The sequence below is a fragment of the Clostridia bacterium genome (genome assembly GCA_024685775.1).
GTDB lineage: Bacteria > Bacillota > Clostridia > Christensenellales > CAG-1252 > CAG-1252.
In genome coordinates this window covers 1-20626 of the sequence record JAIKVL010000028.1, presented here as the reverse complement: position 1 = coordinate 20626, position 20626 = coordinate 1, and the positions used below count along the sequence as shown (strand labels likewise).

Sequence of the window (20626 nt, the reverse complement as noted above, 5' to 3'; positions counted from 1 at the left end):
GTGATTTCGCCGCCAAACCCTATTGACGAAACGCACGAAATTAGAGTATAGTTATAGTATAAAGAAAGAAAGGAGATCCCCCGATGAAAGAATACGACGTTATTGTTGTCGGCGCGGGAAACGGTGGCCTCGTTGCCGCCGCGACGATCGCGCAAGCCGGTTATAAGACGCTGCTGCTCGAAAAGCATAATTTGCCCGGCGGCTGCGCGACGAGTTTCGTGAGAGGACGATTCGAATTCGAACCCTCGCTGCACGAGCTTTGCGCCGAAGGCACGTCCCCCGAGATCACCTCGACGAAAGAGATTTTTTCCTCTCTCGGCGCGATGGTGGACCTTTATCACGAAGACACGCTGATCCGCGCGATCTCGAAAGACAAAGACGGCTACGACGTCATTCTTCACACGGGACGCGAACGCTTCTTAAACGATATGGAAAAAGCCGTTCCGGGCTGCCGCGAAAGCATTTCCCGCCTCTTCGACCTGATCGGGCCGATCGACGACGCGCAGACCTACACGACGAAAGGAAAGATCAATCCCTTCGTCCTTATGAATAAGCACGGCGATTTCATGCGCCTCTCCTCTCACTCGACCGAAGAAGTCGAAAAATCCCTTGGGATCCCCGCGAAAGCGCGCTCGATTTTGAACACCTACTGGGGGTATCTCGGCGTCCCGACGGACGACCTCTGCGCGATGCATTACATCGCCCTTTTGACTTCCTACGCCGAAGTAAAGCCCACGATGCCCTATAAGCGTTCTCACGAATTCTCGCTGAGCTTGATCCGCGCCTTCCTGCGCTTCGGCGGCGAGGTCCGTTACAACAGCGAAGTGACGCGCTTCCTTTTCGACAAGAAGGGTCGCGCGACGGGCGTCTGCGTCGGCGACGAAGAATTCCACGCCAAAAAGATCGTCTCGAACATCATGCCGCATAACGTCATCAATCGCTCCGATCCCCGCGCTCTTCCGAGACGCTTCAAACGCCTTGCGAACGCGAGAAAAATGGGTATGTCGTTCTCCACGATCTATCTCGGACTCGACTGCTCCGCAAAAGAACTCGGAATCAAAGATTACAGCGTCTTCATTATGAAAGACAATCGTCCGCGCGTCCAATTCAACGAGAGATTGAACCTCGGCTATTACGTCGTCAACTGCTTGAACGTCGCGCTGCCGAACTGCACGCCGCGCGGGACTTCGACGCTCTTCTTTACGATTCCCTTTATGCCGGGCGACATTCCGAAAGATATGACGCCGCGCGCTTATAAGGAATTCAAAAACGCGCTCGCGGAAAAATTCATTAAGGATTACGAAGAGACCCTCGGCGTCTCCATTATGCCGCATATCGAAGAGATCTCGGTGGCGACGCCCGTTACGTTCGCGCGCTACCTCGGGACGCCCGAAGGCGCGATTTACGGCTATCAAAGCGAAGGATGGGACAACATCGTCGGCAGAATCGCCCTCGAAAAAATGGACTACACCATCCCGAATCTTTACTTCTGCGGCGGGCACCACGTCCGCGGCGACGGCTTTCCTTCCGGGTATATCACGGGCGACAGCACGGCAAAGCAGGTCATCAGCGATTTGAAGGAGGGCAAATAAATGAAAACCACGAAATTCCGTTTTTTGAGCCGTGCAAAGATGCTCGGCGTCATCACAAAACGCATCAACAAGATCAACACCTCTTCCCAAGCTCCCGCGAAAGATCTTTTCTCCTACACGCCGAATAAACTCGCCGCCGAATTGCATCCGAAGCGTCAATTCCTCGTCGTCAAAAAAATCCGCGAGTTCTCCAAGGATATGAAGAGTTTCACCTTCGCGCCGGATGCGGAAAACGGGACGCATAAGCTCGCTTGGTTCTCCGCGGGGCAATATCTCTCGATCGGAGTCGCGATCGACGGAAAGATCTATAAGCGCCCCTACTCCATCGCTTCTTCTCCGCAAGACACTTTGAACGGCGAATATATGCTGACGATCAAGCGCGTCCCCGGAGGCATCGTCTCCGAATATATTCTCGATAACCTCAAAGTGGGCGACAAAATCGTCGCGTCCGCGCCGCTCGGAGATTTCACCTACGAACGCTTGCGCGATGCGAAGAACGTTATCGGCATTGCGGGCGGCAGCGGGATCACGCCCTTCCGCTCTTTGGCGAAATCCATCTACGAAGGAGACGAGAACTGCACGCTGACCCTGCTTTACGGCAGCCGCACGAAAGCCGACGCGGTCTTCTCGGACGAGATTGCGATGTGGGCGAGAAACAGCGGCAGGATCAAACTCGTCAACGTCCTCTCGCACGAAGAAGCGAGCGATTGCGAAAAAGGCTTCATAACGGCGGAACTCATTCAAAAGTACGCGCCCGAAGGCGACTATTCCATCTTTATGTGCGGACCGCAGGTCTTGTACGATTTTGCGGATAAGGAGATCGCGACGCTCGGGATCCGCCGCAAATTCGTCCGTCACGAACTCTTCGGCGAATATTTCCATCCCGAAAAGAACGCGGACTATAAAGGCTCGATCGACGAGGTCTATAAACTCACCGTCCATATCGCGGGCGTAACCACCGTCCTCGACTGCAAAGCGGACACCTCTCTTCTCCGCGTGATGGAAGACGCGGGGTTGAACCCGCCTTCCGACTGCCGAAGCGGCAGATGCGGCTGGTGCCGTTCGCAGCTTTTGTCGGGCAAAGTCTACACGCCCGCTTCCGTGGACGGAAGAAGGCAAGCGGATAAAGATTTCGGATACATTCATCCCTGCTGCGCCTTCCCCCTCTCCGACGTCGAGATCGACGTCCCGCCGATGCCCGCGGAATAATTCCCCAACGTCCATAAAAAAATGCGTTCGGATTTTCTTTCCGAACGCTTTTTTTATCGGCGATCGCCGCTACTTTGATTCTTTTTCTTTCCTTTTGTAATACGCCGCGAGGCAGACGTCCGCGATCCCGAAGGCGACCACGAGGACGCCGAGGACGATCGCCGCGATTACTTGCCCGATGGGAACGGCAGCCAACAGGAAAACGGGTGCAACCGCCGCCGCTTTCTTTTCCTTTTTCTTTTTCCGCTCTTTCAAGACGAGGAACGCGCCGACCATGATCTCGAAAGAAAGGATCACGATCAAACCGATGACGAGCCACCAGATCGTCGTCTTATCTTCGTTCGTTACGAACGCGATGGGCGTTAATTCATCCGTTTCGAATTCGATCGAATCCCCGACCATTCGAAACGAAACGGTTTTCGCGGCGTCTCCGACCGCGAGGACCGAGAAACGCTTATATCTCAATTGCGTCGGGATCACGATCCTGACCGTCATTTTGGACGACACGGCGATCTCCTCTCCCGAGACGAAAAGCGTCAGATCGTAGACGCTCTCCACGGTCTCTCGGCTCGACACGTATTCCACCGCCTTTTTGTACGCTTCGTTTTTCTCGTCTTTGATCTCGGTAATTTCGAATTCGGAATCGGGATTCACGCCCCCTTCGACGTCGATCTCCGCGACCGGTCCCTTATCGGGATCGCTTTGAATACGTTCTCGCAAAACGTAAAACGGGAGGGTAACGGGGTCGGCTTTGTAATGGTCTTCCTCGATGGACGCGCTCACCATATACGCGCCGGCTTCCGCGGGCACCTCCGCGCTCGAAACGCCGTCCTTTTCATAGACGAGGTTCACCCTAACGACGTCGCCGGGCAAAGCGCCGTCGACGCTCGCCGAAGCGGGAACCACGGAACCGACGAGACCGCCGCCTGCCGAAACGCTGATCGTCACTTTCTTTTTCGTGACGCGCAGCACGCCCGAAACGAACGTGATCTCGTAATTCTCCGCCGTAACGCCGCTGACCGAGATCGGATATTCGGCGACTTCGTCCATCGGGGAATAGTCGCATTCCAACAGAAGCGATCCTTGCAACGATTCGATCGTATCTTTCCCCGCGAACGTTTCGAACAGGACGGAGAATTTATCCACCGCGTCGCCGTATTCGATAACGAGATCTTTCGCGCGGATCGTCAGGGGCATCTTCGTAATCTCGATTCGCGTCTCGTCATTCGTCAAAAGATAGTTCGCGTTCGAATCACGCTTTTCCGCCACGAGACGATACGCCCCGACCGAGCGGATATCTTTTCCCTCTTTTTCCTTCACCGTCAGCGGGAGGACGCCCCCGCCGATCCCCGTTTCCGCATACGCGAAAGCGGAAACGTCCTTGACTTCGCCGTCGTAGACGAAGCGATCTCCGCGCCATACCACGGCGATCTCTTTCGGAAGGACGTCCAAAACGCCGGAAACGAATACGATCTCGTAATCGGAGGAAGTCAAGCCGCCGGGCGTAAGCGCATAGGAGCCGACGTCGCCCAAGTGGGGATAATCGGACGTATAAACGAGCGTTCCCGAGAGCGAATCGGAGGTGTCGCCGCCGACGAACCCGTCATAATTCACGCCCCGTCCGACGATCCGAGAGTCGCCGTAACGGATTTCGGAACGCAAGGCGGTCACGGTCAAAGGCTTTTTTTCGATCTCGTAAACCGCGGAAGCCAATTGAATTCGATAATTCCTCGAAACGGCGTCGGAAGAGAGCAAAAGCGTTCCTTCCGTTATGCGATACGTCCCCGCTCTTTCCCCGCTTTCGCGCGACAATGCGCCCGTCAAAAGGGGATTTTCTTCCGCGATCGCCGCGCCGACTTCATACGCGATCTCGCCGTCCGCTTCGCCGTACGTTTTTCCGAGCGTTCCGCAAGGCGTGACGGTCAAGGGCGCGGGATCGATTCGGACGGTGAGTCCGCCTTTGTCGAAATAGTCGAGGACGTAGCCGCTCGTTTGATAAAGATTTCCCGAGGGATCTTCATAGGAGATCTCGTGATACAGTTTCAAGACGCGCGAATCCGCCACGTTGCGAACGGAAAAAACGAGATCGGGAAGACCTACGACAGGCGCGCCGTTCATATCGTGCCACTCGTAACGCGCGGTCAGATCGTCCGAAAGCAGATGAAAGACCTGCGCGCCCGTTTCGTGAGACGCGCCGTCATACACGCCCGTATACGAGTTATAGATCGCGACCACGGGGAAAAGATCCCAATTTGCTTCGAGCGTAATATTGCCCATCGATCCGGCGGGAACTTCCAAGCGATCGATTCGATCTTCCCCTTTCGTCCAATTCAAAAAGGAAAATCCGCGGCGCGAAGGCGCGGAGATCGTAAACGCTTCCGATTCGATCGAGTACCGCGTCGGATTGGAGTTCGTCACGCCGTTGACGCCGTTGACCGCGTTGCGATAGGTGATCGTGTACTGCGTGACCATCCAAACGGCGGTGAAGACAAGGTCGCCCGTCGAGTTTTCTCGGATCACGGGTTCTTCACCCGCGATATACCCTTCCCAACGGACGAAGTCGTAGCCCGTGCGGGTAGGCGTCTCGATCGAGAATTCGCCGCTTTCCAAGCTATACGACGTCGGATTGGAGTTGGTTACGGCGTTTACGCCGTTCTCGGCGCCGACGTATCGGATCGAATAGATTTCCACTTCCCAAACGGCGATGAAATGCTTATCCCCCGTTTCCCCGGGTGCGATCGCGCGATTTTTTGCGGGCGCGTCGCTCGGCGCGGACTTCCAACCCACGAACGAGTACCCCGTGCGCTCGGGTTCGAGAAGCGTCAAACCGTCGTCCACGGAATAATAATCCGGGTTGAGATTATTCCCGTAGACGTTTTCGTAAGTGATCGAATAAATGAATCGTTCCCAAATCGCGGAAAGCGAAAGATCCGCTTCCTCGGAATAAACGGCGTTCAACGCGAGCTCCCGCCCGTCGCCGACGACCGACCAACCGATCTGGCGATGCGTCTCGGTCAAAGGGAACGCAAAAGACGCAAGAATCACGGACTGCCCGCGCTTTTTATGAACGGATGAAACGAGTTCTTCGCCGTTGAACAGCGAAAGGACGTGATCTTTTTGAAACGCGATCTGTCCTGCGTTCGCGCCGTCCTCGACGAGGTAAAAGACGCCGTCCTCCGACAAACACACGATCTTTTCGAGATCGTTTCGCGCAAACTCCTCTTGCGTCTCCGCGGAAGTCACGATCACCGATTCGCCGTTTGAAAGCGTAAGCGCCGCTTCGGGATATACGTCGATCGGAGAAGTCAGCTCCGCATTTGCGACCAGCGTTACGCCCGAGCCGAGCCGCACGCCCCTCGGCGCGGTAAGGAACCCGCCGACGGATACTTTTTTATTCGAACCGGAAGAGACGAGGGCATACGCGCCGACTGCGTCGATCGCAACTCGCGTAAAGGAGACGTCCGTCCCTTCGGACGCGAAAGCGGCGTTCAGAGCGACGCCCGCAGACGCCGAGACGGAAACGTCGCCGAATGCGGACGCGCCCTTCAACAAAGCGATCCGATCCATTGTTTTTTGCACCTCGAAAACGACACCCGAGATCGAAAGCGAGCCGCTCGGAGAAACGAGGATCGCATTCTCCGCGCTCCCGAGCGACAGCGCGTCGGATAAAACGATCTTTTCTTCTCCCGAGCCGAGGATCGTCAAGGACGCGGCGTCCGATTCCGACCCCACGGTAAGTTTTCCCGCGCCCGTAAATACGAGATCGAAACCGTTCAGATCAAGGGTAACGGTCGCGTTCGCCAAAGAAACGGGCGAAGATATCTCGATCGACTGCGTCAGATAATAGTTCCCGCTTGCGATCGGAAAAGCGCTACCTTCCGCCGAATATCCCGTGTGGTCGATCTCGGCGCGCGACGCGACGCGATCGGAGAAAAACGGCGAACCGAGCAAAAGGAGAACGAATGCGAGAAGAAGACCGACCGGCAAAAGTACCGATCCCGCCCCCGAGATCCCGTTTCTTTCGTTTTTCCGAGCGAATCGCCGCAAATTATCTCTCATACTTAAAATAATACTCTATTACGGACGATTTTTCAAGAGGATTTCTTTTCCGTTTCGTCCTATCCCGCGCATTCTTTACAAATCCCCGAAAACGCGCTATACTTGACCTATGAAAAGCGGTTTTTCACAAGTCACGAACGAATTCCCGCCCGTCTTCGACGAGCATTCGAAAGTCTTGATCCTCGGAAGCCTTCCGTCCGTCGCTTCGCGGCAAGCGGGGTTCTATTATATGAACCCGCATAATCGATTTTGGAAAGTCCTTGCGATCCTCTTCGGAATTCCCTTCCCCGATCTTTCCAAAGAGCAAAAGATCCAAGCTCTTCTTTCGCGTGGCGTCGCGCTGTATGACGTTATCGAGACCTGCGAGATCCAATCCTCTTCGGACGCTTCGATCAAAAGCGCGAAATGCGCGGATCTGTCGGACGTTTTGAAAAGATCCGAGATCCGAAAGATCCTTCTGAACGGGCAAAAAGCGTATTCGCTTTTTCTGTCGTTTCATCCCGAGCTTGCCCCGATCGCGAAGCGGATGCCCTCGACTTCTCCCGCAAACGCAAAAGTCTCCCTCGACGAACTCGCCCGAATTTGGGGCGAAGAACTCTTATAAAAAACGCCGTCCCGAACGGCGGCGCAACTTCGTTTTATCGTAAAAACAAAAGAGAAAGGAAACGGCGAATCGATTCGCCGTTTCCTTTTTCGTTTCTTTATTTATCTTCCGCGACGACGACGTTGATCTTCGTCCGAACGCCGACGTACAGCTTTACTTCGACCGTCTGCCTGCCGAGCTTGCGAATGGGATCTTCGAGCAGAATATTCTTTTTCTCCACTTCGTAGCCCTGCTTTTTAAGCTCGTCCGCGATCTCCTTGCTCGTCACGCTGCCGAAAAGCTTCCCGCTTTCTCCGCATTTGACGTAGATCGTAACGGTCGCCATATTGAGCTTTTCCGCCGCAGCCTGCGCCGCCGCGAGCTCTTTTTCTTTTCTCGCGATCTCCGCCGCTTTCTTTTGATTGGTTTCGTTCACCGCGGATGCGGAAGCCGCGACCGCCAGCCCTTTCGGGATCAGGAAGTTCATCGCGTATCCGTCGTTCACGTTTACGATATCGCCTTTTTTGCCTTTATTCTTTACGTCCGCAGTTAAAACGACTTTCATAGTATCTCCTTTTCGCGCCTACGAGCGCGCTTGCCTATTTATTGTAGCACACGACGCCTCGGAAAATCAATCTTTCGGGAAATAAAAGGGTTTTTGCGCGAGGCGGGAAAATGTATCGCGGCGATCGCATAAAACATAACGAATCGGGCAAAATACTAACGGAGGTAAACTATGAAAGGATTGAGATGCGGCACGAGTAACTGCGAACATAACGAATGCGAACGATGCATGGCGGGAATCATCGACATCGGACCGAACGGCGTCTGCAAAAGCAAAATCAAGAGAGACGGCGGCGAACTCTCGCAGATCTTCGCGAATTACGAAGCCGCGCCCGAAGTCGACGTCCTCGATAACGTCGACACCGTCGTCCAATGCGCGGCGGATTGTATTTTCAACGTGAACAGCATGTGCGGACTGGAAGCGATCAACGTCGAGGACGGTCTCGTCAAGACCAAGTGTATGACGAGGAAACGAACCTGACGACAAACGAAAAAAAGCCCGAAGGATTTCCTTCGGGCAATTTTTTCGAGTAAAACCGAAATTACTTGATTTCGATTTCGGCACCCGCGGCTTTGAGAGCCTCGACAGCCTTGTCGCACTCTTCTTTGCTGACGTTCTCTTTGACAGCCTTGGGAGCGCCGTCGACGAGACCTTTCGCTTCGGCAAGTCCGAGACCGGTGAGCTCACGAACCGCTTTGATAACCGCGATCTTGTTCGCGCCCGCAGCCTTCAAGACAACGGTGAACTCGGTCTTCTCTTCCGCAGCGGGAGCAGCAGCTCCGCCCGCAGCGGGAGCAGCGGCAACAGCGACGGGAGCCGCAGCGGACACGCCGAACTCTTCTTCGAGAGCCTTGACGAGCTTGCTGATTTCAAGAACGGTCATTCCTTTAATTTCTTCAATCATCTTTTCGATATCTGCCATTTTAGTATTCCTCCGAATAATTTTTAATTTGATTTTTTATAAATAGTTGTTCGTTTGGTGAATTGGGTTACTTCTCCGCGATCGCGTTAAGAACTCTGGCAAGTCCGGCGATCGTCTCGTTAAGCACTCTGGCAAGACCGCTGATCGGCGCTTCGAGGGTACCGAGGAGTTTGGCGACGAGAACTTCTTTCGGCGGCAAGGTCGCGAGCTCTTTTACACCGTCAACGGTGATATAGGAGCCTTCGATCATTCCGCACTTGATCTCCATCTTTTTGTACTTATCCGCGCTTTCGAGAAGGATCTTGGCGGGAGCCACGGGATCCCCGTTCGCAAAAGCAACGGCGGTCGGTCCGTTCAACGCTTCGTCGAAATCGGTATAGCCGAGTTCGTTGAAAGCTTTTTGGACGAGCCTGTTTTTGAGGACGCGATATTCGACGTTCGCTTCGCGGAGCGTCTTACGGAGCTCGGTGTCTTGGAAAACGGTGAGACCCTTATAGTCCACGATGACGACGGACTTCGCGTCGCTTATCTTGGATTTGATCTCTTCGACAAGCTGCTTTTTCTCTTCCAATGCTGCTGACATTTCTTTACCTCCTTTTAAGAATCAGGGAACAAAAATGCTCCCCACGCCAAAAGACATAGGGAGCATAGTTTCGATCTTGAAATTGCATCCTCGGCAAGCCCTTTCGGTTACGGGGAAACCCCACTTGCTGTCTTAGGCGAATTTATTATATGATGATTATCGTTCAGCCGTCAAGCGAATTTCAGGAATTTGCTTTCGCGTAGCTGACTTTGATGCCGGGGCCCATCGTCGTGGAGACGCTGACCGAGCGGAGATAGGTTCCTTTCGCGGTGCTCGGCTTCGCTTTGATGATCGCGTCCATAACGGTCGCGAAGTTCTCATGAAGCTTTTCCGCGCCGAAACTGACCTTACCGACCGCGACGTGAATGATGTTGGTCTTGTCGAGTCTGTATTCGACTTTACCGGCTTTGACTTCTTTGACAGCCTTTTGAACGTCCATCGTGACGGTGCCGCTCTTCGGGTTCGGCATCAAGCCTTTCGGGCCGAGCAAACGAGCGATACGACCGACCATACCCATCATATCGGGCGTGGTGATACAGACGTCGAAATCGAACCAGTTATCCTTTTGGATCTTCGCGATGATCTCTTCCGCGCCGACGATATCCGCGCCTGCGGCGAGAGCTTCGTCCGCCTTGTCGCCCTTCGCGATGACGAGGACTTTGACGGTTTTACCGGTTCCGTTCGGGAGGACGACGACGCCACGGACTTGTTGATCCGCGTGCTTGCTGTCGACACCGAGCTTGACGTGTAATTCGACGGACTCGTCGAACTTCGCGCTCGCGGTCTTGACGGCGAGAGCCATTGCCTCGACGCTGTCGTAGATCTTGTTTCTTTCAACCAAGGCAGAAGCCTCTTTAAATCTCTTGCTAACTTTCATAACGCTCCTCCTTAGTCCTCAACGGTGATGCCCATGCTGCGCGCCGTTCCGGCGATCATGCTCATAGCCGCTTCCAAAGAAGCCGCGTTCAAGTCGGGCATTTTCAGCTCCGCGATCTCCTTGACTTGCGCCTTGGTGAGTTTCGCGACCTTTTCCTTATTCGGTTTCGCCGAACCGCTCTCGATCCCGCAAGCTTTCTTGATAAGCACAGGTGCCGGAGGGGTCTTGGTGATGAAGGAGAAAGAACGATCGTTATAAATGGTCATGACGACCGGAATCACGAGACCGATCTTATCCGCCGTCTTGTCGTTAAATTCTTTAACGAAGCCGGGGAGGTTGATGCCGTGCGGGCCGAGCGTGGAACCGACCGGCGGTCCCGGGGTGGCTTTACCGGCGGGGAGTTGCAATTTAACTACTGCTGTTACTTTCTTTGCCATACTGTTTCCTCCTATATAGCAATCGTGGTACAAACGAGTGAAAATGGATTGAGATTTTTTCACTCTCCCATTCAAATCGCGTATAACGGCGCGTATGCTTCGCTACCACCTCGCCGTCGGGCAGTCACGCACAAGGAGTACGCTTCTGCTCTCCGCTTCGGAGTGCGCTCGCCTAAGCACCCTTCTCCGCGATTCGTTTTTTTTGATTACGCCTTTTCGACTTGATTGAATTCCAGCTCGATCGGCGTGGGTTTACCGAACATCGAAAGGACGACTTTGACGATGCCGTGCTCGAAATCGATCTCGGAAAGCTCTCCGAAATAGCTCTCGAACGCGCCCGAGATGATGCGGACCTGATCGCCGACTTTCAAGCCGAGATCTTCCGCCTTGACCTTTTCGAGTCCGTTTCTTCTGACTTCTTCCGCGCTGAGCGCTTCGGGTCTGCCGCCGGCGCCGACGAAACCCGTCACACCGTGGATATGCGTTACCATATAATAGACCTTATCGGAATAGATCATTTTAATAAACGCGTACGTGGGGAACTTCTTTTTGAGGACGGTCTTGCGCTTGGTCTTGGTCTCGACGATCTCTTCTTCCATCGGGACGACGACGTCGAAGATCCACTCCTGCAAACCGTTATTCTCCACCATTTTGAGAATATTGTCGCGAACGGCGAGCTCGTAGGTCGAATAGGTATGAAGAACGTACCACTTCGCTTGCGCCGCGCGTTCCGCGATCTTATCCTCTAACACTTCGATATTGTTATCCATACTTATTTCACCAACAGAGTAAAGAGCCAAGAAAGCAAGCTGTCAAAACCGAGGATGATCAAAAGGAAGAACAGAACGACGACGAGAACGATACCCGTTTCCGCCATAACCTTACCGAACGTCGGCCAGCTAACCTTTTTAAGCTCGGAAATGATCTCCTTGATGCCCTTACCCATCCTTTTGAAGATATTGGGCTTTTTGGGAGCCGTCTTAGTAGCACCTTTCATAGTTTCCCCCTTATTTGCTTTCTTTGTGAAGGGTGTGTTTCTTGCAGAACGGACAGTACTTCATGAGTTCGATTCTGTCGGGAGTGTTCTTCTTGTTCTTGTAATCGTTATAATTGCGCTGCTTGCACTCCGTGCAGGCAAGAGTAATCTTCGTGCGATTTTCTTTTTTCGCTGCCATATAGCCTTGACGCCTCCAAAAAAATTACACCCGCATAACGAGAGTGCTTATATAGTGTACCATACCGAAAAATGCGTGTCAATGTTTTTTATCCCCTATTTTTCTATAATTTTTTTAAAGAAAGGCGAATGCGAAACGCAACGAATGTTCCATAAAAAAATCGACCTTGCAGAAAGGCGAAAATGCGAGGATCGCATCCTTCTTAATCAAAACGATCTCGGAGATTGCGGCAAAGACGAAGCTCGGCAACTTTTTTCAACGACCTCGCAGAATGGTTCGGATGCGAGGCTCGACAAAGGGCGGCGTATGAGCGTACTCCTTGTACGCGATTCGCCGCCCCGTCGTAAGAAACAAAGCAGACGCGCCTTTATGCGAGGTCGTTAACGTGCGCGCACGCCGTCCGTATAATATCTTCTATATCCTCGTTCGAGCGGAAAGTCTCGTCCACGATCACGGCGTACCACTTATACCCCGAAGCCTTCGGGAAGGGAGAAACGCCCGCTTTCGGGTGATTGCGCTTGATCTCGGCGAATTCGGAATCCGACGCGCGGAAAATCATCTTGGAGACGCCGTCTTTCTCGTACGCCATCATAAAGGTCTTGCCTTTGACTTTGAAGGTGGAGGGAGAAAGGGGGCTGTCGTTCTCGCTGACCGAAACGGGATAGTACTCCGAAAGGGAGCGGGCGTACTCGGACATCTCGGCTTTCCCGTACAGACCGTACGCGTCCTCTTCCCACTCGGTCGCGTCGCTCGCGACGATAAAGTCTCTGTCTGCGAGCGTGCTGTATTTAACGATCGCTTCGTTAATCTTCACTTCTTCTTTATTCGCGAGTTCGACGTTAGCTTCGTTCGTCACCTCGTCGTAATTGATCAGGTAAACGTACTTATAGGACATACGAACCGCCGCCGTCACGAGATCGAGATCGGTGACTTCGGAAGAAAGGATCCATTTATACCAATCGCCGCCCTTCGGATAGACGGCTTTCGTAAAGAGTTTGAATTGCTTTTGCAAGGCGCTCGCCGTCTTCTTATGCAGGCGAAGGACGAGCTTCACCATCCCCTTGCGCTCGTAGACGAGCATAAAGGTGCAGATACCGACGCGGCAACTGTCCGGGAGATCCTCGCCGCCGCGCTCGTAGATATTCGCGGGCAGGTATTCGTCCAGTCCCGCGGCGTAATCCAAAATTTCTTTTTTGGAAAGCAGGTTGATCTTTTTCTTCTTTTTCTTTTGAAGCGCCGCAGCCGCAGCAGCCGCGCCGGCGGCAGCCGCGATCGCCGCGGCTTCGCTCTCTTTGAGTTTTTTGATCTTTTCCTGCGCTTCCTGCGCGCTTTCGTTCGCGTTACGCGCTTCGCTTTGCGCTTTTTCAAGCCGCTCTTTCGCTTCGTTCAAAGCCGCTTGCTCTCTTTCTCTTTGCTCTTTCAACGCGGCGGCGCTCTCTTGCGCCTTTTCTTTTTCGGCGAGCAAGCGCTCTTTCTCCATTTCCGCTTTGTCTTTCTCGGCGAGGAGCGCGGCGGACGTTTCTTCCGCTTTCGCTTTTTCTTCGAGCAAGCGAGCCTTTTCTTCTTCCGTCCTTGCCTTCTCCTCCGCAAGACGCGCCTTTTCTTCTTCCGTTCTGGCTTTTTCTTCCGCAAGGCGGGCTTTCTCTTCTTCGGAACGCGCTTTTTCTTCCGCTAAGCGATCTTTCTCGCGGAGCGACGCTTCCTTCTCGGCTTGCAATCTTTCTTTTTCTTCCAAAGCCCTGCGATTCTCCGATTCGAGCGCGGCTTTTTCCATTTCCGCTTTATCTTTTTCTTCCAGCAAACGCGCCTTCTCTTCTTCGGTCTTGGCTTTTTCTTCCGCAAGGCGCGCCTTTTCTTCTTCCGTTTTGGCTTTCTCTTCCGCCAAACGGGCTTTCTCTTCTTCCGAACGCGCTTTTTCTTCCGCTAAGCGATCTTTTTCGCGAAGCGAGGCTTCTTTCTCGGCTTGCAGTCTTTCGTTCTCTTCCTGCGCCTTTTGCTTTTCCGTTTCAAGCTCGGCGGAGAGTTTGACCGCCTTTTCTTTTTCGGAGGCAAGGCGCGCGTTCTCCTTTTTGGCTTTGGAGAGCGCTTTGTCGATCTCGATCTTCATGCTTTCCGCCATCTTCTTCTTCGCAAGCGCGGCGGTGCTTTTTTCACCCTGCTTCTTGCCCTTTCGGACGCCCGCGCCGTACAGCGACATCGCGCCGATAAAGAATCCGAGCAACAGTGCGATGAGCGCGACCGCACCGATCGCGAGCATTTGCTCTTTCGTAAAACCGCCCACGATTTCTTTCAACGTGTCGATAAAGGATGCGCTAAAAAGAATTTCCATAGTTTCAACCTCCGAGTTCCGTCAGATCCACGCTCTTTTTGACTTTTGCGAAAACGATAATGAAGATGACGAGCAGAACGAGCGCGGCTCCGCCCACCACGAGTAAAAACCATTGCGAGAGGAAACCGCCTCTCGCGACTTTTTTGACGGGAGACGTGTCGACGAGGATCCTCGACGGCTCCGACGCCGCTTTGCCGTTTCGCGCGGGTTCTCTGACTTCCAAAACGTACTCGCCGTCTTTTTTGATATCGGTAAATTCGTCTTGATCCGTCCAATCTTCGAGGACGATCTCGTCCTCATCCAAGAGTCGATATTCAAGTGAAAGTTCGCTTTCCGCTTTCAAAACGCCGCTCTTTTCGTCAAAGGTCAATTTGACCTTCCCGCTCGGAACGGGGGCGCGAAGGGTGCGCTCGGTCAAAGAGGATTCCTGTCCCGCCGCCGACTTGTTATACGCGCGGAAGCGAACCGTGTACGGCGTGTCGGGCGAAAGCCCTTTGACTTCCAATCCTTCTTCCCAATCGCCACTGCCGACTTTATGCTGAAAAACGTGTCTTCCCGAGGTCGCGCTTAACGCATCCGCGGAGAAGATCAACGAAGTCGAAGTCGCGCTTGCGAGTTTGACGGTCAGTTTGGGAAACGGGATCGCGAAAGAGATCGTCTCGCTCCAATCGCCGTTCGGCTCGTTATAGTTCACGGGATCCGAAACGCGCAAGCGAACGTAATAAGTGACTCCGTATCGCAAATTCGGGTACTTCGCGGAATTCGTTCCGTTTGCGCTCTGCGGCGAGGAAAAATCGCTTTTTTCGGAGAGTTGCGCCTGCAAGGACGTCTCGCCGTCTTTCGCGGAAATCACGGCGGCGCGCCCCGAGATCTCGCAGATCGCGGCGATCGCGCCCGGTTTTTGAGCTTTTACGACGGTAAAGACCGTAACTTCGTCGCCCGGGCGACCGTGCGCTTCGTCCTTCGTCGAGATATCGAGCATAATGACTTTTTTGACGTCGTAGATCGGGGAAACGATACCCGAAGTGTCGAACGGATACGCGTCGACCGCGGCGTCTTTCAAGCCGCCCGCCGAAGTTACGCCCGTTCCGCCGAGCGCGCTCCCGAGCGACGAACCCGCGACAAGTCCTTCCTTGCCGCGGTCTTCCGCGCCGAGCTCGACGTCGTAATAATAGAGCGCGATCAATTGCACGGTCTCGGAAGAAAAGACGAAGGTTTCCCCGTAGGTCTTTGTCGCACGCGTGATTTCGTAATACGCGGCGACGGGACGCTTCGTAACGGTCATATCGAAGACGAGAGGATCGGCGGCGTACGAGTCGCTTTGAACGGAGCAAGTCACGACGTACAATCCGATCTGCGAAGGGATCCCGCTTCTTACAAAGGTTTCGCCCGCCTTTTTATGGGAATAAACGAGGGTTTCGCCGAGGAGCGATTCTCCCGCTTCGCCGTAATTCAAATAGATTGCGCAGGGATCGACGGTTTCGCCGTAAACGACCCGATCCGCTCCCGCTTTCGCGACGATGGAGACGCCGGTCGAACGCTTTACGATGCGGACGAGCGCGGAAGCGTAATTCAGAATCACGTTTTCGTCCGTCAAAGAAGTCATCGCCGTAAACGGGGTCTCCGATCCGACGACGCGCCCCGCGGTCGGCGCGGTCAATTCGAAAGAGTACGTCCTGCCTTTGCATTCGCGATCCAGCTCCAAGACGAGGTCGCCCGCCAAGCCGAATTCGCGTTCGACAAGTTCGGTAAAGGAACCCGCCACCCTCTTTTGAACGATCAAGGTAAGTTCTTCCGCCGAGACGGAGCCGACGCTTTCACTCGCAAAGGAAACGTACGTCAAAGCGTACTCGCCCGCGGGAACGTTCGTTTCGCCGCAGACGAACGAACAGGTCAGATCGATCGTCACGTTCGGATACAAGACGACGTCCGGGAACGTTACGGTCCCCGAAAAGTTCGAAAGCGCGTCGTCCAAATAGGTCAAAGTCAATTTCGACGGATCGAGATAAACGAAGGAAGGATCGGAAGCGCGGGCTTCGATCTTGCTTGCGTCCTGAAACAGCGTGACCGAGCCGATCTTCGCTTTGACGGCGGAAGCCGCGGAAAGATCCGCCGAGACGTCGTAATTCGATTCGTCCGAAAGAGCGTAGGAAACCTCCGCGCCGACGGACGGCGTAACGGAATAACGATACGCTTCGATCTCGTAAAGTTCGCCGATCGCAAGAAGAGTCTGCGCCTCGGTCAGACGGAAAAACAGCGTAACGACGTCGCCGTTCGCTCCGGACTTCTCCATCGAGCAAACGCTCACCCCGTCCGAGAGAAGAAAATCGTTGAATTCGACTTCGAGAACGGAAGTATACGCGAAGGCAAGAGGCATTTTCGAAACCGAGACGCTCGCCGCGTCGGACGAACCCGCCTCAAAAACGGTCACGTCATAATACGCGGTCACGTCCGCCGAGTTCTTGGTCGCGGAAAGCATCGAAACGGGATAACTCCCTCCGACCGCGGCGGTCGAAGCCATTCCCGCAGAGGTCAAAACGATCGTCAAAGAAAGATCTTCGTCCGCAGGGTTTTTATACGAATACGGAAGCGAATCGATTTCTTCGCCGTAGGTTTTTCCGAGCTTATCGGAAGCGACGGTCAATTCGAGAGATTTTTGCTGAACGACGAACAAAATTCGCCCTTCGCATTCAACGCCCGCAAGGACGTTTCCTTCCGCGTCGGTCCCGTTCACTTTCCCGCGCGCGTTCATATAATAACTGCCGGGTTCGGCGCTGACCCTGCCGTCACCGCCGAGCAAGGGTAGTTCCTCGCCGCCGATCTCCGTCGAACCGAGATAGGACGCGATCTTATAGTATTTTTCCGAGACGCCGATCCGCATCACTCCGGAAACGGGGGCGTCGCCGTAAGTCAGCGTTACTTGAACGTCGATCCCGATATTATAATCCTCCGCGCTTGCTTCGGTCGCGGAAAACGGCGCGAGCATCACCAAAAACACTGCCGCTAAAATCAAAAAACAAGTTTTCCAAAATTTGCGCATCATACGTTCTCCCAAATCGAGCCCGCAAAAGAAAAGTGCAACGCTCGAATTGTAATTATATCATATTTCGGCGCGAACTTCAATATTTATTATCATAGAAATAAGAGGAAAGGAGAGCTCGATGGAAGAAGAAAAGCGCGACGAGACGAGCGAAGAAGCCTTCGCAAAAGAAGAAAAAACGGATTTCGGATATATGAACGAAATGCTGAAAGCCTATCGCGAATCGCTTGCGACGAGAAAAGCCGAGCGGGAACTTTCGGAAGAAAAGAAAGCCTACGTCGGCTCCGCCGAATGCCGCGTAAAAGAGCTCTGCGCCGCGATCGCGGGGCGCGCGCGCATTCCCGAGATCAAGGAGCTCGCCCTTATGGCGAAGGAAAGCGCGGAGCGATGCTTGAAAGAGATCGGAGAAGCGGAAAGAGCCGAAACGGGAGAGCGCGCCTTCGGGGACTATCCCTTGCCTTCGCTTCTTTCAAGGTGCGTTCTTCTTTTGAACCGCGCGTTGAACGCGCTCGTAAGAAACGGCAGCGGAAACGAAAAGGCGATCACGCTTCTTTTTTCCCAACTCTCCGCGCTGTACGCGATCGCGACTATCTCGTAAAGACGCGCTCTTTCAGGGCGCAAAACGCCGCGCCGCGCGCGAGTTCTTCGGGGCGGATCGGAAAGCGGCGCAAGATCTCGGGCGAGACCGCCCGTTCTTTGATCCGCGCGAAAAAATTATCGGAAAGATAATCCCCGAAAAGGGCGAGCGTCTTCGGCCGGACGAGGACGGCGATCTCGTTCACAAGCGACGAAATGCATCCGACAAGCAAGTCGGAATACTCCTTTTTATTCCGCGTTTCCGCGAATTTTTCCCTGTTAAACGCATAATTCCCGCGATAGTTCTCATCCGAAAGCCGCTCCGCGACCGCGGAAACGGAAAGCACGTCGCCGTAAGTCTGAAAACCGCCCGAAGCGCAAGGAGAAGTCAAGTCCGAAAGATCGGTCACCTCGATCGAGGAAGCGCACCGCGCGAACTTCACCCGAACGCCGATCCCGAGCGCGCACGCAGGAAATTCCTTTTCGCGAAAAAGAAGAAGCGCGGCGACCGCTCCCGTGTTGGACGTGACGAAGACGGGCGCGCCGAAGCCCTCGCCGATCTCCCGAGCAAGCGCGTTCGGATCGGAAGAATTGATCGCAAGCCCGATCGCGACGGGCGTCTCTCCGCTCTTTACGATTTCGCGGAGCGCGGACGCCGCGTAGCCCGCGGGCGAAACGCTCTTATCCATTACCGCAAGCTGAGAAGACGCCTCGATCTCTCCTTTCAGATCCGTCTTTACGGCGGTCAGGATCCCCGACTTATAGGAAACGCCGCAGACGAACGCGCCCTCGCGGACGTTGATGATCGAGCGCGGCTTCCCGCCGCTCTTTTTCTTTTCCTCGCGCAGAGTGATCCATCCTTCCTTTCGCAGTTTTTCCACGGCGGAAAGGACGGTACTCATCGAAAAGTCGGTCGCGCTTTTGATATCGAGTTTGGATAAATCGCGCCCTTCGGAAACGCAATAAAAAACCCGCCCCGCCATCGAGGGAAACAGGCTCAAAAATTTTTTCGTCTTTTCATCCATACCCAGATTGTAACAAATCGCCTCGCGCCGCGCCTTTCCCTTTCGCGCTTTTTTGAGGGAATTTTGCCGAATTTCGGAGAAAAAGTATTGACACCGGAGAAAGGTTTGTTATAATATGTGGTAGCAAAAGAAGGAGGAACGGAAAAAGCAAAGAATTAAGACCTGTAATAAAAAGCGGCAAAGGATAGCTCAAACTGTTCGTTATATATTTCGATTAGTCCGATATTATCGGGTGCGTTTCGAACTACTGGAAATATATAGATAATATTTTGAACGATCGTTTGCTTGCAACGGAAGGTAATCCTTTTGTTACAAGCTCTTTTTATATCCCTATGCATTAATTGCAGGATCCTTTCTTCTCTCGTCTTAACCCTACCTCTCTTCAATCATTTAAGGAGGTTTTTTATGTTAAAAAGAGAAGCAATTCAATCCATCGAAGAAATCATCGGCTATGAATTCAAAGACAAGAGTTTACTTTCGCAAGCGTTCACGCGATCCTCTTATCACTACGAGCACCCCGAAGATCAAGACAACGAGGTCTTGGAATTTATCGGAGACTCCGTTCTTTCCCTAATCGTTGTCAACGCGCTTTGCGAACGGTACACGGGAAAGGACGGCAGCGGTCAATACTCGACCTTAGACGAAGGAGATCTGAGCGCGCTCAAAAGCTCGTTGGTTAACAAAGCCAACCTCGCAAAGCAAATGAGCAAGCTTTGTCTGCAACAGTATTTGAGAATGAGCATCGGTGACGAACGGCAAAACGTTAAAAACAATAAATCCGTTATGGAAGACCTTTTTGAAAGCATTGTCGGCGCAGTTTATCTCGACTCGAATAAAAATATGAAAATAGCGGGCAAAGTCGTCACGAATATGCTGGACTTAGAAAAATTCTTCAAAGAAAACGACGGAGAAATCCATATCAGTTATAAAAATGACGTTCAGGAATGGTGCCAAAGATACGGCTACGACCTGCCGACCTACGACACACATCCGACTTTCGACGGATTTCTCTCCTACTGCGAGATCGAAGAACTCGACATAGCAAGACAAGGCGAAGGACGTAATAAAAAAGAAGCGGAAAACGAAGCAGCAAGAAAAATGTCGGAAGCATTGGAAAAAAGAGCGGAACCGAAAAACAACGCTTTGAACGTCACCTTTGAAAACCCGATCAATATGTTGCAGGAATACTGCCAAGCGGAAGACATCGCTCGCCCTATTTATGAAACCATCGACGACGAAGTTTTTGAGGACAACAGCCATAATTTCACCGTCCGTTGCTCGCTGAAAGGCTACTATACGGATGGTGAAGGTAGCAAGGTGAAAGAAGCAAAAAAGCAAGCGGCATATAAAATGCTCCAATTCCTCGGAATCGTAAACGAATAAAGCACAAAGCAACGAACAGGATACAATTTATGAGATCGATGAGCAGAGGAGGACACGGAGTTTCCGGGAACACTCACACGCAAGCGCAATGTGATCATTACGCAAACCAAAACAACCCGAACAACGCGGCGTACCAAGCGAACTTGGACAATCACGCCAACCAATGCAATCCGAACAATCCCGAATACGAAAACAGTCGGGATCAAAGCGACGAAGCATAAAAAAAGAGCGGTGCGAACCGAGTGATTCGCACCGCTTTTCGTTTCTTTCA

19 protein-coding genes and 1 other annotated feature are annotated in these 20626 nt (G+C 53.2%); of the genes, 7 read left to right on the top strand and 12 right to left on the bottom strand.

Annotated features, from left to right (window positions below; translation table 11 throughout):
- Positions 1-83: 83 nt before the first annotated feature.
- Positions 84-1592, top strand: a complete 1509-nt coding sequence (locus tag K5753_05130) for an NAD(P)/FAD-dependent oxidoreductase (protein MCR4726583.1) — start codon at positions 84-86, stop codon at positions 1590-1592.
- On the top strand, positions 1593-2801 hold the full coding sequence (locus K5753_05125; GenBank protein MCR4726582.1) for an iron-sulfur cluster-binding domain-containing protein: 1209 nt from the start codon (positions 1593-1595) through the stop codon (positions 2799-2801).
- Positions 2802-2870: 69 nt separating this feature from the next.
- On the opposite strand, the gene K5753_05120 is transcribed toward K5753_05125, so the two are convergent.
- Positions 2871-6860 (bottom strand): InlB B-repeat-containing protein, encoded by a 3990-nt coding sequence (locus K5753_05120; protein MCR4726581.1) that lies wholly within the window; start codon positions 6858-6860, stop codon positions 2871-2873.
- Positions 6861-6969: 109 nt separating this feature from the next.
- On the opposite strand from K5753_05120, the gene K5753_05115 reads away from it, so the two are divergent.
- Positions 6970-7464, top strand: coding sequence for a DNA-deoxyinosine glycosylase (locus K5753_05115; GenBank protein MCR4726580.1), 495 nt, complete (start codon positions 6970-6972; stop codon positions 7462-7464).
- 97 nt (positions 7465-7561) lie between these two features.
- Here K5753_05115 and rplI read toward each other — a convergent pair whose 3' ends face one another.
- Positions 7562-8008 (bottom strand): 50S ribosomal protein L9, encoded by a 447-nt coding sequence (gene rplI / locus K5753_05110; GenBank protein MCR4726579.1) that lies wholly within the window; start codon positions 8006-8008, stop codon positions 7562-7564.
- A gap of 171 nt (positions 8009-8179) precedes the next feature.
- Here rplI and K5753_05105 point away from each other — a divergent pair, with 171 nt between their 5' ends.
- Positions 8180-8488, top strand: a complete 309-nt coding sequence (locus K5753_05105) for a DUF1540 domain-containing protein (GenBank protein MCR4726578.1) — start codon at positions 8180-8182, stop codon at positions 8486-8488.
- A 61-nt stretch (positions 8489-8549) separates the two neighbouring features.
- Here the strand turns inward: K5753_05105 and rplL are convergent, their stop codons facing one another.
- The 9 genes from rplL to K5753_05060 all read right to left on the bottom strand — a co-directional run bounded on the left by rplL (position 8550) and on the right by K5753_05060 (position 17344).
- Positions 8550-8930 (bottom strand): 50S ribosomal protein L7/L12, encoded by a 381-nt coding sequence (rplL, locus tag K5753_05100; protein ID MCR4726577.1) that lies wholly within the window; start codon positions 8928-8930, stop codon positions 8550-8552.
- Between the two features lie 67 nt (positions 8931-8997).
- Positions 8998-9513: a 50S ribosomal protein L10 gene (gene rplJ / locus K5753_05095; GenBank protein ID MCR4726576.1), complete on the bottom strand. Its 516-nt coding sequence runs from the start codon at positions 9511-9513 to the stop codon at positions 8998-9000.
- 21 nt (positions 9514-9534) lie between these two features.
- Positions 9535-9668 (bottom strand) — a sequence feature (ribosomal protein L10 leader region).
- A gap of 26 nt (positions 9669-9694) precedes the next feature.
- Positions 9695-10390, bottom strand: a complete 696-nt coding sequence (rplA, locus tag K5753_05090; protein MCR4726575.1) for a 50S ribosomal protein L1 — start codon at positions 10388-10390, stop codon at positions 9695-9697.
- Between the two features lie 11 nt (positions 10391-10401).
- Complete coding sequence (rplK, locus tag K5753_05085) at positions 10402-10827, bottom strand: 50S ribosomal protein L11 (protein ID MCR4726574.1); 426 nt, start codon at positions 10825-10827, stop codon at positions 10402-10404.
- Between the two features lie 206 nt (positions 10828-11033).
- Entirely contained in the window at positions 11034-11597 is a 564-nt protein-coding gene (gene nusG, locus K5753_05080; protein ID MCR4726573.1) for a transcription termination/antitermination protein NusG, read from the bottom strand.
- Between the two features lie 2 nt (positions 11598-11599).
- Positions 11600-11824 carry a preprotein translocase subunit SecE gene (secE, locus tag K5753_05075; GenBank protein MCR4726572.1) on the bottom strand — a complete coding sequence of 75 codons (225 nt, stop codon included), beginning with the start codon at positions 11822-11824 and terminating at the stop codon, positions 11600-11602.
- Positions 11825-11834: 10 nt separating this feature from the next.
- Positions 11835-12002, bottom strand: a complete 168-nt coding sequence (gene rpmG / locus K5753_05070; GenBank protein MCR4726571.1) for a 50S ribosomal protein L33 — start codon at positions 12000-12002, stop codon at positions 11835-11837.
- 367 nt (positions 12003-12369) lie between these two features.
- Positions 12370-14331 carry a hypothetical protein gene (locus tag K5753_05065; protein MCR4726570.1) on the bottom strand — a complete coding sequence of 654 codons (1962 nt, stop codon included), beginning with the start codon at positions 14329-14331 and terminating at the stop codon, positions 12370-12372.
- A gap of 4 nt (positions 14332-14335) precedes the next feature.
- Entirely contained in the window at positions 14336-17344 is a 3009-nt protein-coding gene (locus K5753_05060; protein MCR4726569.1) for a hypothetical protein, read from the bottom strand.
- A gap of 148 nt (positions 17345-17492) precedes the next feature.
- Here K5753_05060 and K5753_05055 point away from each other — a divergent pair, with 148 nt between their 5' ends.
- A complete protein-coding gene (locus tag K5753_05055) occupies positions 17493-17969 on the top strand; it encodes a hypothetical protein (protein ID MCR4726568.1) in 477 nt (158 codons plus the stop codon).
- Here the strand turns inward: K5753_05055 and K5753_05050 are convergent.
- Positions 17959-18972: a hypothetical protein gene (locus K5753_05050; protein MCR4726567.1), complete on the bottom strand. Its 1014-nt coding sequence runs from the start codon at positions 18970-18972 to the stop codon at positions 17959-17961. The genes K5753_05055 and K5753_05050 overlap by 11 nt on opposite strands.
- A 405-nt stretch (positions 18973-19377) precedes the next feature.
- On the opposite strand from K5753_05050, the gene K5753_05045 reads away from it, so the two are divergent.
- Both K5753_05045 and K5753_05040 read left to right on the top strand, forming a co-directional pair.
- On the top strand, positions 19378-20355 hold the full coding sequence (locus tag K5753_05045) for a hypothetical protein (GenBank protein ID MCR4726566.1): 978 nt from the start codon (positions 19378-19380) through the stop codon (positions 20353-20355).
- A 38-nt stretch (positions 20356-20393) separates the two neighbouring features.
- Complete coding sequence (locus K5753_05040; protein ID MCR4726565.1) at positions 20394-20576, top strand: hypothetical protein; 183 nt, start codon at positions 20394-20396, stop codon at positions 20574-20576.
- Positions 20577-20626: the final 50 nt, after the last annotated feature.